Source organism: Knoellia tibetensis (genome assembly GCF_048606415.1).
GTDB classification, from domain to species: Bacteria; Actinomycetota; Actinomycetes; order Actinomycetales; family Dermatophilaceae; genus Knoellia; species Knoellia tibetensis.
On the sequence record NZ_JBMBWF010000003.1, the window covers coordinates 93,670 to 106,360 of the forward strand.

14 protein-coding genes are annotated in these 12,691 nt (G+C 73.0%); 4 read left to right on the top strand and 10 right to left on the bottom strand.

Annotation, left to right across the window (positions count from 1 at the left end; all coding sequences use genetic code 11):
- The first annotated feature begins 266 nt into the window (after positions 1-266).
- Both ACOJV7_RS14200 and ACOJV7_RS14205 read left to right on the top strand, forming a co-directional pair.
- Positions 267-1,514 carry an MFS transporter gene (locus tag ACOJV7_RS14200; RefSeq protein ID WP_420190877.1) on the top strand — a complete coding sequence of 416 codons (1,248 nt, stop codon included), beginning with the start codon at positions 267-269 and terminating at the stop codon, positions 1,512-1,514.
- Between the two features lie 48 nt (positions 1,515-1,562).
- Positions 1,563-1,865 (top strand): DUF1232 domain-containing protein, encoded by a 303-nt coding sequence (locus ACOJV7_RS14205; RefSeq protein ID WP_420190878.1) that lies wholly within the window; start codon positions 1,563-1,565, stop codon positions 1,863-1,865.
- A gap of 21 nt (positions 1,866-1,886) precedes the next feature.
- Here the strand turns inward: ACOJV7_RS14205 and ACOJV7_RS14210 are convergent, their stop codons facing one another.
- The gene (locus ACOJV7_RS14210) at positions 1,887-2,582 is read right to left on the bottom strand and encodes a DNA alkylation repair protein (RefSeq protein WP_420190879.1); all 696 of its coding nucleotides are present in this window, start codon (positions 2,580-2,582) and stop codon (positions 1,887-1,889) included.
- 44 nt (positions 2,583-2,626) lie between these two features.
- Here ACOJV7_RS14210 and ACOJV7_RS14215 point away from each other — a divergent pair, with 44 nt between their 5' ends.
- Together ACOJV7_RS14215 and ACOJV7_RS14220 are read left to right on the top strand one after the other, a co-directional pair.
- Entirely contained in the window at positions 2,627-3,787 is a 1,161-nt protein-coding gene (locus ACOJV7_RS14215) for a pyridoxal phosphate-dependent aminotransferase (RefSeq protein WP_420190880.1), read from the top strand.
- Between the two features lie 179 nt (positions 3,788-3,966).
- Positions 3,967-4,554, top strand: coding sequence for a M23 family metallopeptidase (locus ACOJV7_RS14220; protein WP_420190881.1), 588 nt, complete (start codon positions 3,967-3,969; stop codon positions 4,552-4,554).
- 4 nt (positions 4,555-4,558) lie between these two features.
- Here ACOJV7_RS14220 and ACOJV7_RS14225 read toward each other — a convergent pair whose 3' ends face one another.
- The 9 genes from ACOJV7_RS14225 to lepB (ACOJV7_RS14265) form a co-directional block, all read right to left on the bottom strand.
- On the bottom strand, positions 4,559-5,728 hold the full coding sequence (locus tag ACOJV7_RS14225; RefSeq protein WP_420190882.1) for a DUF3152 domain-containing protein: 1,170 nt from the start codon (positions 5,726-5,728) through the stop codon (positions 4,559-4,561).
- Entirely contained in the window at positions 5,721-6,653 is a 933-nt protein-coding gene (locus ACOJV7_RS14230; protein WP_420190883.1) for a tyrosine recombinase XerC, read from the bottom strand. Before ACOJV7_RS14230 ends, ACOJV7_RS14225 begins: the two co-directional genes overlap by 8 nt.
- Before the next feature lie 118 nt (positions 6,654-6,771).
- Positions 6,772-7,920, bottom strand: a complete 1,149-nt coding sequence (gene dprA, locus ACOJV7_RS14235) for a DNA-processing protein DprA (RefSeq protein WP_420190884.1) — start codon at positions 7,918-7,920, stop codon at positions 6,772-6,774.
- Positions 7,917-9,464 (bottom strand): YifB family Mg chelatase-like AAA ATPase, encoded by a 1,548-nt coding sequence (locus ACOJV7_RS14240; RefSeq protein WP_420190885.1) that lies wholly within the window; start codon positions 9,462-9,464, stop codon positions 7,917-7,919. Before ACOJV7_RS14240 ends, dprA begins: the two co-directional genes overlap by 4 nt.
- On the bottom strand, positions 9,461-9,820 hold the full coding sequence (locus ACOJV7_RS14245) for a YraN family protein (RefSeq protein WP_420190886.1): 360 nt from the start codon (positions 9,818-9,820) through the stop codon (positions 9,461-9,463). The genes ACOJV7_RS14240 and ACOJV7_RS14245 overlap by 4 nt, the downstream gene beginning before the upstream one ends.
- 109 nt (positions 9,821-9,929) lie before the next feature.
- On the bottom strand, positions 9,930-10,244 hold the full coding sequence (locus ACOJV7_RS14250; RefSeq protein WP_035906130.1) for a DUF2469 domain-containing protein: 315 nt from the start codon (positions 10,242-10,244) through the stop codon (positions 9,930-9,932).
- Positions 10,241-11,032, bottom strand: coding sequence for a ribonuclease HII (locus ACOJV7_RS14255; RefSeq protein ID WP_420190887.1), 792 nt, complete (start codon positions 11,030-11,032; stop codon positions 10,241-10,243). The genes ACOJV7_RS14250 and ACOJV7_RS14255 overlap by 4 nt, the downstream gene beginning before the upstream one ends.
- 31 nt (positions 11,033-11,063) lie before the next feature.
- Entirely contained in the window at positions 11,064-11,957 is an 894-nt protein-coding gene (gene lepB / locus ACOJV7_RS14260) for a signal peptidase I (RefSeq protein WP_420190888.1), read from the bottom strand.
- On the bottom strand, positions 11,957-12,658 hold the full coding sequence (lepB, locus tag ACOJV7_RS14265) for a signal peptidase I (protein ID WP_420190889.1): 702 nt from the start codon (positions 12,656-12,658) through the stop codon (positions 11,957-11,959). The genes lepB (ACOJV7_RS14260) and lepB (ACOJV7_RS14265) overlap by 1 nt, the downstream gene beginning before the upstream one ends.
- Between the last annotated feature and the right edge of the window lie 33 nt (positions 12,659-12,691).

The window sequence follows — 12,691 nt, forward strand, 5'->3', positions numbered from 1 at the left end:
GGTGCGCCCCCCGCTTCGTGGTGCTCCAGTCAGCGGGCGCGGAACGCGCGAATTTGGTTCCGGGTGCGAGCACACGAAAACCGCGGTCCATCCTATGCGCGACGTACAGCGATCGAGAAATCCACCTGCCTCGGCGCACGTGCGGTGCGTGGCCGGGTCGGCGGGCGCGGTCGCGCGCCCTGGGTGGGCCGGCATGGAGGCTTGGGCCTTGCGAGGCGCACGAATGGGCGCGCGGACGGGCCAGCGCGGGGCTAGGGTCGTCCCTCGTGTCTCGTCTGGGGGAAGTGCTCGCGCCGTCGCGCCTCGGACGACCGTTCCGGTGGCTCATGTCGGCGTCGTGGACGAGCAACATCGGTGACGGCATCGCCCTCGCGGCCGGTCCGCTGCTCGTCGCCTCGCAGACCCGCAACCCCACGCTCGTGGCGATGGCGGCCCTGCTCCAGCGGCTGCCGTGGCTCCTCCTCGGCCTGTGGGCCGGTGCGATCGCCGACCGGGTCGACCGCAAGCGGATCATCGTCACCGCCAACGCGCTGCGGGTCCTCGTCGTCGTGGCTCTCTGCGGGTTCATCGTCAGCGACCACGTGTCGATCGCCGTCGTCCTCGTGACGATGTTCCTTTACGGCGTGTGCGAGGTCTTCGCCGACTCGACGGCCGGAACGCTCCTGCCCATGCTCGTCGGCCGCGACGACCTGCGCACCGGGCAGGTCCGGCTGCAGGCCGGCTTCCTCACCGCCAACCAGCTCGTCGGTCCGCCCGTCGGGGCCTTCCTCTTCGCCGCGGGCATGGCGTGGCCCTTCGTCACCCAGGTCCTGCTCGTCGTCGTCGCCATCGGGCTCGTGGCGCGCGTGGACCTCCCCCGCGGTGGCGTCCGAGGGTCGGTCGAGACCCACGTGCGGGCCGACATCCGCGACGGCCTGCGGTGGATCCGCCACCACGCGGCGATGCGCACGCTCGCGCTCGTCATCCTCACGTTCAACGTCACGTGGGGCGCGGCGTGGTCGGTACTCGTCCTCTACTCGCTCGACCACCTCGACATGGGCGAGGTCGGCTTCGGCCTGCTGACGACCGCGAGCGCCGTCGGCGGCGTCATCGCGACGCTGTCGTTCGACCGGGTGTCGAGCCGGTTCTCGCTCGCGTTGCTCATGAAGGTGTGCCTGCTCGCCGAGGTCCTCACCCACCTCGCGCTCGCGCTCGCTCCGAACGGGACGGTGGCGATCGTCATCATGTTCGGCTTCGGCGCCTACGCCTTCACGTGGGGGACGGTGAGCAACACCGTGCGGCAGCGTGCCGTGCCCACGGCCTACCAAGGGCGGGTGGGGTCGGTCTACATGACCGGGCTGTTCCTCGGGCTCGTCGTCGGTCAGGCCATCGGAGGGCCCCTCGCCGAGCGGTGGGGGCTCACTGCGCCGTTCTGGTTCGCCTTCGTCGGCACGGCCGTCATCCTCGCGCTCGTGTGGCGCCAGCTCGACTCGATCGCCCACGCCGGCGACGACCCTGACATGGCAGCCGCCTGAGCCGGTCTCCCCAGCCGCCGGAACGCCGACGTGCCGGAGACTAGCCTCATGGATGACGTCATGCGGACCGTGCTCATCGCCCTCGGCGTGGTCCTCACGCTGTTCCTCCTCGTCGTCGGGCTGCTCATGTGGCGGTTCAGGATCCCTCCCCGGGGGGTCGTGGCCCTCGCCACAGCCGGGTTCTACCTCGTCGTGCCCGTCGACGTCGTCCCCGAAGCCGTACTCGGTCCGCTGGGCCTCGTCGACGACGCCGGGGTGGTGGGCGCTGCCGTCCTCTTCGCCCTGCGCGTGGCGAGGGCGCGGCGGGTGCTCGTCGACTCCGGCGTGGACTTCCGCCGTCGGCGCGACTGAGGCCGGACGAGGCCATCCGCCTCAGAGGTGCTTGAGGGCCTCTCGCCGGCTGAGGCCGGAGATGCGGTCGGAGTGCCGGTCGACGAACGACTGGACCCACGTGGGGTCGGTGCGGGCGTACTGGCGCAGCGCCCACCCGATCGCCTTGCGGACGAAGAACTCGCGGTCCTCGAGGTTGGCCTCGATGACCTCGGCCAGCAGGTCGGTGTCGGTGCGGTCCCGGTGCCTGAGCTGGCTGATGATCGCCGACCGCCGCAGCCAGAGGTCGTCGCTCTCGGCCCACTCGCGCATCCGCAGGCCCTCCCCCTCAGGGTCGACGAGGAGCACCTCCCCGATGACGTTCGACAGCTCGTCGACGAGGTCCCACCACGCGCCGGTGACGACGAGGTCCTCGACGAGCGGCATGAGGTCTGGGTCGCGCCAGGCGCGGTAGGCGCGGTGGCGGAGGAGGTCGAGGGCGGCATACCGCTCCTCGCGGAAGCGCGCGCCGTCCCAGAGGGAGCGGATCGCCCGCTCGAGCTCGCCGCGCGACTCGAGGCGCAGCCCGGGGTCGTCGAGCAACGGCCGGACGAGCTCACGCCGCCGCGGCGAGGTGAGCCCGAGGAACGGCATGGCGCTCTTCATGTAGCGCTGCTGCCCTGCCGCCCGCTCGGGGTCGGCGCCGGTGCGCAGCGCGGCGCGCAGGGCGTCGACGAGCTCGGGTCCCGGGTCGGTCATGTCGCCGAGCGTAGGGCCGACCCCTGACGGCTAGCCTGCGAGACATGGACTCGCCTCTCGTGCACCGCATGCAGGGCTTCGGCTCGACGATCTTCGCGCAGATGTCGGCCCTCGCCGTCGAGCACGGAGCCCTCAACCTCGGCCAGGGGTTCCCCGACACGGACGGCCCGCAGGAGGTGCTCGACGCGGCGAAGGCAGCCATCGACGGTGGCCGCAACCAGTACCCGCCGGGCGCCGGCGTCCCCGAGCTGCTCGACGCGGTCGCGCTGCACCAGAAGCGGTTCTACGGGCTCGACGTCGACCCGCGCCGCGAGGTCCTCGTCACCGTCGGCGCGACCGAGGCCATCGCGGCGACGATCCTCGCGCTCTGCGAGCCGGGCGACGAGGTCGTCACCTTCGAGCCCTACTACGACTCGTATGCCGCGTCGATCGCCCTCGCCGGGGCCGTGCGCCGCACGTCGGTGCTGCGCTTCCCCGACTTCGCGGTCGACGAGGAGTCGCTGCGGGCGGCGTTCTCGTCCCGGACCCGGCTCGTCCTCCTCAACACCCCGCACAACCCGACGGGCAAGGTCTTCACCCGCGCCGAGCTCGACCTCATCTGTGCCCTGGCCCGCGAGCACGACGCATGGGTCGTCACCGACGAGGTCTACGAGCACCTCGTCTTCGACGGCGTCGAGCACGTGCCGGTCGCGACGCTCCCGGGGATGTGGGAGCGGACGCTGACGATCTCGTCCGCGGGCAAGACCTTCTCGACGACCGGGTGGAAGGTCGGCTGGGTGTCGGGCCCGCCCGAGGCGGTCGCCGCCGTGCGCACGGTCAAGCAGTTCCTCACGTATGTCGGGTCCGGACCCTTCCAGCCTGCGGTCGCGGTCGGGCTGGGTCTGCCCGACGACGTGTATGCCGGTCTCGCCCGTTCGCTCGAGGGCAAGCGCGACCTGCTCGTCACGGCGCTGCGCGACATCGGGCTGGCGGTGGCGGTGCCGTCGGGCACGTACTTCGTCGTCGCCGACGCCGCACCGCTCGGCGCCACGGACGCGCTCGCGTTCTGCCGCGAGCTCCCGGCACGGGCGGGCGTGGCCGCCGTGCCCGTGTCGGTGTTCCACGACGACGTCGACGCCGCGCGCACGCTCGTGCGGTTCGCCTTCTGCAAGCAGGACGACGTGCTCCGCGAGGCGGCGGTGCGCCTCTCCGCGCTGCGTGGCTGAGGCCAAGCAGGAGGCAGAGGCTCGAACGCTCCTCTGCCCGGCCGGGCGGGTCGGTGACGTCGGGTGCGGGCCGAGGACGATGGCGGTCGTCGTCCACAACGGGAGGTGTCGGTCGCGGTCGTCCACAGGTCGCCCGATCCGGGGTCGCGCGACGTGCCGGAGCGGCCGAGGCTCGGCACATGTCCACCTCGTCCGCCCTGCGCCGCGCCCTCGCCGTCCTCGGCATCACCGGGAGCCTGCTGCCCGGGGTGGCCGCTCCCCCGCAGGTCGTGCTCCCCGTCGCGGGCGTGCCTGCCGCGGCGCTGCCGTCGGTCGACCTCCCTCACCAGGAACCGGGCGTCGACCGACTGCGGCGGACCTGGGCCTGGCCCCTCGAACCGAGGCCCGCGGTGACCGCGCCCTTCGTCGCCCCGCGCTCGACCTGGGGCGCAGGTCACCGCGGTCTCGACCTCGCCGCGCGCCAGGGGCAGGACGTGCTGGCCGTCGACGACGGCGTCGTCACCCACGTCGGGGTGATCGCGGGCCGGGGAACCGTGAGCGTGACCCACACCAGCGGGTTGCGCAGCACCTACGAGCCGGTGGACGGGGCGCTGCCGCTCGGGACGCGAGTGGGTCGTGAAGAGGCCCTCGGAGTGGTGAACGGCAGGACCCACTGCGGCGGTGCCTGCCTGCACCTCGGGGCCGTGCGTGGCGCGGGCTACGTCGACCCGAGACCGCTGCTCACCGGTGGCCCGGTGATCCTGCTGCCTCTCGGCGCTCGCCCCTGAACCCTCAGGGCAGGGTCGGCCAGGCGTTGGGGCGGCACCCGTCGAGGCCCTTGGACTGCTGCAGCATGATCGGCGCCACGTCGCCGGCGCCGGTGCACTCGACGTGACCGTGGTAGAGACCGTGGCCGATCTCGTGGTTGACCATGTACTGCCGGTATGCCGGCAGCGCACCTTCGTAGCCGGCGACACCGAGCGTCCAGCGGGCCGTGTTGAGGACCACCCTGCGGAGGTTGAAGCACGACACCTGGCCGTTGGTCCGCAGGGGCTTGCACAGCTCGTCGGTCATCGTCGGGCTCGCCAGCACGATGGTGATGTCGACGTCACCGCGTGACACCGCGTCGGCGTCGACGGCCCGGAAGCGCACGCGGTCCTTGGTCTGCCAACCACGGGCGTCGCCGAGGGTCTGCGAGACGATGGTGGCGGCCTCCTGCGGGTCGACGCCGGAGCCCTCCTCGACCTCGAACGCGACACGGATCGTGCGGTTGGGGTTGACCGTGGGAGCGGCGATGCCGGGAAGGGCGACGGGGACGCGCTTGCCGGACCCCGCCTTGGGGACCGGGGTGCCACCCGATGGGGCGGCGGGCGGCGGGCTCGGGGGCAGCTCCTCGGCGGCCGGGACCGGGTCCGACCCAGACCGGGCGACGGACGCGGTGAGGTCCGCCGTCTGCCGCGCCGGGCTGCTCGACTCCTCGCTGGGCCACAGCGTCCACAGCGCGAGCGCGACGACCGACGACACCCCCAGTGCAGCGACGCCGCGACGCCGGGCGATGGTCCGGGTGGACGCCCGACGTCGCCGGCCCTGCGCGGGCGCTCCCCGCCGCGCGCCACGGCGAGTCTCCCCAACGGTCTCCCCGGGCACCATCTCGATGTGGGTCTCGCGCCGCTCGGGCGCGGTGCGGCGGACACCGTCGTGGACCGTCCGCCGACGGTCGGCGCGCGTCGGCGGTGCCGGCTCTTGGTGGTCGGGACGACCCTGGTGTTGCTCGGCTCGACCCGGGGCCCGGCCGTCGTGACGACTCGAGTCGTGGCGAGCTGCGCGACGTGCGGCGGAGCGCCGCTGCTCCTCGGACGCCCGCCGCAGGTCAGCACGGCGCGTGGGGGCACTGTCCTCGTGGGGAGCGGCGCTCGCAGGCGGCTCGCTCACCCAGTCGGGGAGGTCGATGTCGTCAGGCACGCGGGTGCGCCTGCGCGTAGGAAGCGGAGAGTCGTTCGATCGAGACATGCGTGTAGATCTGGGTCGTCGAGAGGGAAGCGTGACCCAGCAGCTCCTGCACCATCCGCAGGTCCGCCCCACCCTCGAGCAGGTGGGTCGCCGCGCTGTGGCGGAGCCCGTGCGGCCCCAGGTCCGGCGCGTCTGGAACGTGGGTCAACATGTCGTGAACGAGGGTACGCACCTGTCGGGGGTCGAGCCGCCCACCCCTGCGTCCGAGGAAGAGACCTGCGCCACTTCGATCCGTGACGAGGCGCGGGCGCCCACGTTGGAGCCACTCGGTGAGCGCCGCAGCGGCCGGCCGGCCGTAGGGCACGCGGCGTTCCTTGTCGCCCTTGCCGATGACGCGGATCACGCCGGCTTCGTGGTCGACGTCGTCGACATCGAGTCCCGTGAGCTCACCGACCCGGACTCCGGTGGCATAGAGCAGCTCGAGCACCGCCCGGTCACGCAGGCGCACCGGGTCCCCGTCGTCCGCGGCCACGGCGGCCACGTCGAGGAGACCGGCGGCGTCGTCCTTCGCCAGCACCGGAGGCAGGGTGCGGTGGCGCTTGGGGGCCACGAGACGCAGCGACGGGTCGGTGTCGACGTGTCCCTCGCGCACCGCCCAGGCGAAGAAGGTCCGCATCGAGGCGGACCGCCGTGCCAGGGTCGCCCGAGCGGCCCCACCCGACGCCAGCGAACCCAGCCACTCGCGCAGGTCGGCGAGACGGACGTCGATCAGCGGCGTCTCGGGCGGCGTGGGCTCCTCGTCACTGACTCCGTCGACGTGGGCGAAGAACTCGCGCAGGTCTCCGAGGTAGGCACGGATGGTGTGGGGTGAGCGCCCTCGCTCAGCGCGCAGGTGACGCTCGAAGGCGTCGACCGTGGCCTGGCGGCTGAGACTCACACACAGCACCGTCTCATCACCCGCAGGCCCGATCAACCACCGGTGCGGCGGGTCAACCATGTCTCGCGCCGCGCACGTCGCGAACGTGCAGGTCGGACGGCTGCGGTGCTCGGCCTCCTCACGAGGAGCGTCCTCGTCGAGGTGGCGGGGACTTGCGCCAGCGGTCCTCGTCACGGACGACGAGCCCCAGCGCCCCGAGCCGGCCCAACGCGGCGAGCAGGGTCATCGTGTCGAGGGCAGTGTGCTCCTGGAGCCGCGCGAGGTCGGCACCGGCGCGCACCGGCACGGCCGAGAAGACCGCCAGCCCCACCGGGTCGAGCTCGGACTCCGCAGTCTCCGGCGCTCGGACCGGACCGACGGCATCGAGGCTGAGCCGTCCCATGAGGTCGAGCACCTCGGCGGCGTCGGTGACGAGGGTGGCGCCGTGCTCGCGCATGAGCTGGTGGCACCCGGCGGACTGGACGGAGGTCACCGGACCGGGGACGGCCGCGACGTGCCGAACGAGCCCGCGGGCGAACTTCGCCGTGTTGAGCGACCCCGAGCGCAGCCCGGCCTCGACGACGACCGTGCCGACGGTCATCGCGGCGATGAGCCGGTTGCGCGCAAGGAACCGGTGCCGGTGGGGCGCCCACCCCGGCGGCAGCTCGGACACGACGGCGCCGTGGCGGGCGATCTCGCGCAGCAGCCCCTCGTGCGCCTGCGGGTAGGCGCGGTCGAGACCGCGTGCAAGCACGGCGACCGTCGGTCCACCCGCAGCCAGCGCGCCCCGGTGGGACGCCGCGTCGATGCCGAATGCCGCCCCCGAGACGACGGTGACGCCGCGGGTGGCAAGTCCCTCCCCCAGGTCGGCCGCGACGGACAGGCCGTAGGCGGTGGCCGCCCGGGAGCCCACGACGGCCACGCTCCCCTCGGCGACCGACACCTCGCACTCCCCGCGCGCATAGAGGCACAACGGCGGGACCGTGAGCTGGTCGAGCCCGCTCGGCCACTCGTCGTCGCCGGGCACGAGGACACGCGCACGCAGCCGATCGAGGACGTGTCGCGCCCGGTCGAGGTCGAGCGCCTCGAGACGCGCGGCATGCGCGCCGGCCTGCGCCTCGGGACCCGAGAGGAACCGGTCGAGCGCGTCGACCGCGCCGTGGCTCGCGATCGACGCGGCCACCTTCTCGTTCTCGGGCTCGACGAGGCGGCTCCACGCAAGGCGGGCCCAGCGCTCGTCCGACAGCGCTGCTCCACCCGGGACGCCCAGGGACCGCAGGCGGCTCATGCCGCCGCCAGGGTGCCGCGACGCATGGTGAGCGCCAGTTCGACGTCGTCGACCGTCGGGGACGTGAGCCCCCGAAGGTCCGCCGAGGACCACGCGAGACGCAGGGTGCGGTCGTAGCCCCGCAGGGTGAGCTGGCCGTGGTCGATGGCCCGGTCGATCGGTGCGGTGACGGATCCGGGCAGGCGCAGTGGCCTGCGCCGCAGGGCATGTCCGGGCACCCTCGCGTTGGTCTGCCACCCCCGTGCCGCCCACCGCTCGCGTTGGGCCCCACGCGCCGCCAGCACTCGGGCGAGGACGGCCTCACTCGACTCACCCCGCTCGTCGGCGAAGGCGGCCCGCGACACCGGAGGGACGACGACCTGGATGTCGATGCGGTCCGTGAGCGGCCCGGAGAGCCGGTTGGCGTAGCTGCGCTGCTCGAGCGCCGAGCAGACGCAGTCGACTCCCTTGCCCCAGGCCCGCCCGCAGGGACACGGGTTCGTGGCGAGGACGAGCTGGAAGCGCGCGGGGTAGCGGACCATCTGCCTCGCCCGCGAGATCGTCACCTCCCCGGACTCGAGCGGCTGCCGCAGCTGCTGCAGGACCGAGGTCTTGAACTCGGCGGCCTCGTCGAGGAAGAGCACCCCTCCGTGGGCGCGGGAGATCGCACCGGGCAACACCACGCCGGAGCCACCACCGGCGATCGACGCCATCGAGGCACTGTGGTGCGGCGCGACGAAGGGCGGTGTGCGGTCGAGCGCGGTCGTCGCCGCGATGTCACCGGTCAGCGACCGGATCGCGTGCGTCTCGAGGGCCTGCTCCCGCGACAGCGGCGGCAGGATCGTCACGAGCCTCTCGGCGAGCATCGTCTTGCCGACACCGGGCGGGCCGTTGAGGAGCAGGTGGTGCTCTCCCACCGCCGCGAGCTCGAGCGCGAGACGCGCCTCCGGCTGGCCGATGACGTCGCCCAGGTCGACCCCTCGCGGGGCCGAGGTCACCTCACCGGTCGCCGGCCGGTCGGCGACCGGCAGGGGGTCGACACCGGAGCGGACGGCATACCAGTGGACGAGGGTCTCGAGGGTGGGTGCGGAGTGCACGGTGACCCCGTCGACGAGCTGCGCCTCGGCAACGTTCTCGGGCGGGACGACGACGTGCCTCACACCCGCCCGCGCGGCGGCCAGCACCGACGGCAGGACACCGCGGACGCCACGCACCGAGCCGTCGAGACCGAGCTCGCCGAGGTGAACCGTGCCCGCGATCCGACGTGGGTCGACGACGCCGGCGGCGGCGAGCACGGCCAGCGCGATGGCGACGTCGAACCCCGTGCCCTGCTTGGGGATCGACGCGGGCGAGAGGTTGACGGTGATGCGCTGGGGCGGCAGGGGCACACCGGTCGTGGCCGCCGCCGAGCGCACCCGGTCGGGTGCCTGGCCGCACGCCTTGTCCGGGAGCCCGGTCACGCTGAAGTGCGGGAGCTGCGCGGAGATGTGCGCCTCGACGTCGACGAGCCGGCCCTCGAGCCCCGTGAGGGCGACGGCGAGGGTCCTGCCCAGCTTGGCGCTCACGAGCCCACCGCCTCGACGTGTCGGACGACGGGTGGCAGCCCGCGACGGGCGAGCACGCCGATGACGTCGACCCGCACACTGGCCACGGGGCGGGTCCGCGTGCGCAGGTATGCGGCGGAGAGGCGACGCAGCCGCCTCGCCTTCTCCCACGTCACCGCCTCGACCGGGTCACCCACCCCGGTGCCCGCACGGGTCTTGACCTCGCAGACGACGAGGCAGTCCCCGTCGAGGGCGACGATGTCGATCTCACCCTCGGGGCAGCGCCAGTTGCGCTCGAGCACGCGCAGGCCGCGTTCTCGCAGGTAGCGCGCCGCGAGCTCCTCGCCGTAGCGTCCCAGGGCCAGATGTTCGTCCATGACACGGAGCATCGGCGGACGGGCCGACACCCGACCACCCCAGTCCGGCGCTCCTGTGGACGGTGGGAGGAGCCGTGCCGTCTGTGGACGGCGAGCCGTGCTCAGCGGGTCAGAAGTCGCCCTTGGGCAGCTGGAGCTCGGACTTGGCGAGCTCCTCGACGTTGACGTCCTTGAACGTCACGACGCGCACCTGCTTCGCGAAGCGCGCGGGGCGGTAGATGTCCCACACCCACGCGTCCTGCATCGTCACGTCGAAGAAGACCTCGCCGCCGTCGCTGCGCACCTTCACGTCGACGGAGTTGCACAGGTAGAAGCGGCGCTCGGTCTCGACGACGTGGGAGAACAGCCCCACGACGTCCCGGTACTCGCGGTAGAGGGCGAGCTCCATCTCGCTCTCGTACTTCTCGAGGTCCTCGGCGCTCATGCGTTGACAGCTCCATCTTCGTGGTGGTCCGTGCGGGGTGCGACGCTCGCCGACACCAGCTCGGGTGCGACCTCGGCATCCGCGAGTCCGGCGACGGCACCCCCATCATCGGTCATCGTCCCGGGCAGCCGCCACGAGCGTCGGTGCAGGTCGCACGGACCGTGCTCGCGCAGGGCGTCGAGGTGCTCCGGTGCCGAGTAGCCCTTGTTGAGCTCCCACGCGTATGCCGGGTGCTCCGGTGCGAGGTCGACCATGATCCGGTCGCGGGCCACCTTCGCCAACACGCTGGCCGAGGCCACGGACGAGCACGTGAGGTCGGCCTTGATCATCGTCGTCACCGGAGGCGTGTGGACCTCCTCCGCGGCGAAGGCCAGCAGCCCCACCTCGTCGGGCGCGGTGAGCCAGTCGTGGTTGCCGTCGAGGATGACGAGGTCGGGCACGACGTCGAGGGAGGCGATCGCCCGGCGGCCGGCGAGGCGCAGGGCCGCGATGATGCCGATCTCGTCGATCTCGGCCGGGGACGCGTGCCCCACAGCGTGCGCGAGCGACCAGCGGCGGATCCGCGGCACCATCGACTCGCGGACGTGGGGTGGCAGGAGCTTGGAGTCGCGGACCCCCTGCGGGGCTGAGCGGCACGACTCGTCGATGACGACGACCCCGACGGTCACGGGGCCGGCGAGCGCCCCACGACCGACCTCGTCCATGCCGGCGAGGAGCCGGTAGCCGTCGCGCTGGAGGGCGCGCTCCACCCTGAGGTTCGGCTTCTTGGATCGGGGAGGTGCGGGCATGGCGGGTGCTGCGGTCCTTCTGGTGGTGCGGTCAGGGGCTCGTCGACGTGCTCGGGGCGCCGGACGACGAGGGCGTGGAGGGCGAGGACCCGTTCGGAGACGTGCCCGACGAGGCCCCGGGGGCGGGGACGCCCTTGAACGTCGACTCGGGGCGACTCAACCACCCGGCACGGTCCAGCGGCCAGACCTTGGCCACGGCACGACCGGTGATGTCGGCGATCGGCACCGAGCCCTGCCCACCTGTCCCGTCGGGGTCGTGGAAGCGCGAGTCCTCCGAGTCGCTGCGGTGGTCGCCCATGACCCAGATCTTGCCCGCGGGGACGGTGATGTCGAAGGTGATCGAGCTCGCGACGTCGCCAGCCTTGACGTAGGGCTCGGTGAGCGGGACGCCGTTGACCGTGAGACGGCCCTGGGCGTCGCAGCAGACGATGTGGTCGCCCGGCAGCCCGATGACCCGCTTGATGAGGTGGTTGTCGGAGGTGTCCGGCAGCAGGCCGACGAACGACAGGACCCGCTCGACGCCGTCGCGCAGTGGCCCGTGGCTCACCTCCGGCACCGCCGACAGCCACTCGCCGGGGTCCTGGAAGACGACGACGTCGCCCCGCTGGACGTCGACGACGTCGGGCACGAGCTTGTTGACGACGACCCGGTCGTTGAGGATCAGCGTGTCCTCCATCGAGCCGGAGGGGATGTAGAACGCCTGGACCAGCCACGTCTTGACGACGAAGGACAGCGCGAGCGCCATGGCGACGACCACGACGAACTCGCGCAGCGCCGCACCGGCGGCACCGGCCGCTGCGCGTCCACGCCCTCGGCCACCCGGACCCGGCGCACCCGCGTCGGCACCGAGGCCGTCGTCGAGCGACCCCTGGGGTGCGTCCGGGTCGTACTGACCCGGTTCGAACCGGGCCTCGTGGCTCGTCATCACTGGTGTCCGCGCTCTCGGGGCTGGGTGGTGGAGGAGGATGTCGGGGCGCCGAGCCGGTCGAGCGGCCAGATGCGCGTGAAGACCGTACCGATGACCGCGTCCTCGGCCACCGTCCCGTCGGTGGTGTCGGACCCGGCGCCGACATGGGTGCGCGAGTCCATCGCCGTCGCGGCGTTGTCGCCGAGCAGGAAGAGTCGCCCCGACGGCACGGTGAGCCGGAACGGCGCGGCGTTCGCGGGGAGCTCGGGGCCGACGGCGGTCCCGTCGACGCTCACCCGCCCGCCCTCGCAGCACTCGACCTCGTCACCCGCGCCGGCGGCGACCCGGGCGAGGACGGACTTCTCACCGAGGTCGAAGCCCAGTGCGGCCGACGCCGAGGAGAGCACGCGGCCGATGGCGCCGTCGTCGGTGTGGGTCGAGCGGTCCGGGCCGGGCCACGCGGTCGTGACGTCGGCGACGACGAGGTCACCCACCTCCGCTCCCCCGACCCTGCTCACGAGCACGCGGTCGCCCTCGACGACCGTCGGGTGCATCGCGTCGCTCGCCACGGCATACGGCTGGGCGAGGAAGGTGCGCACGAGCAGGACGGCGAGCACTCCCGCGCCGAGGAGCACCGGAACCCGCTGGGCACGACGCGACCCGGCCGCCGCCGTGGAGGCGGGGGCCGGGTCGGTGTCGTGGGGGGCCGGGGACGTCATCGAGGCGATGCTAGTCGCCTGACCCCGGCAAGA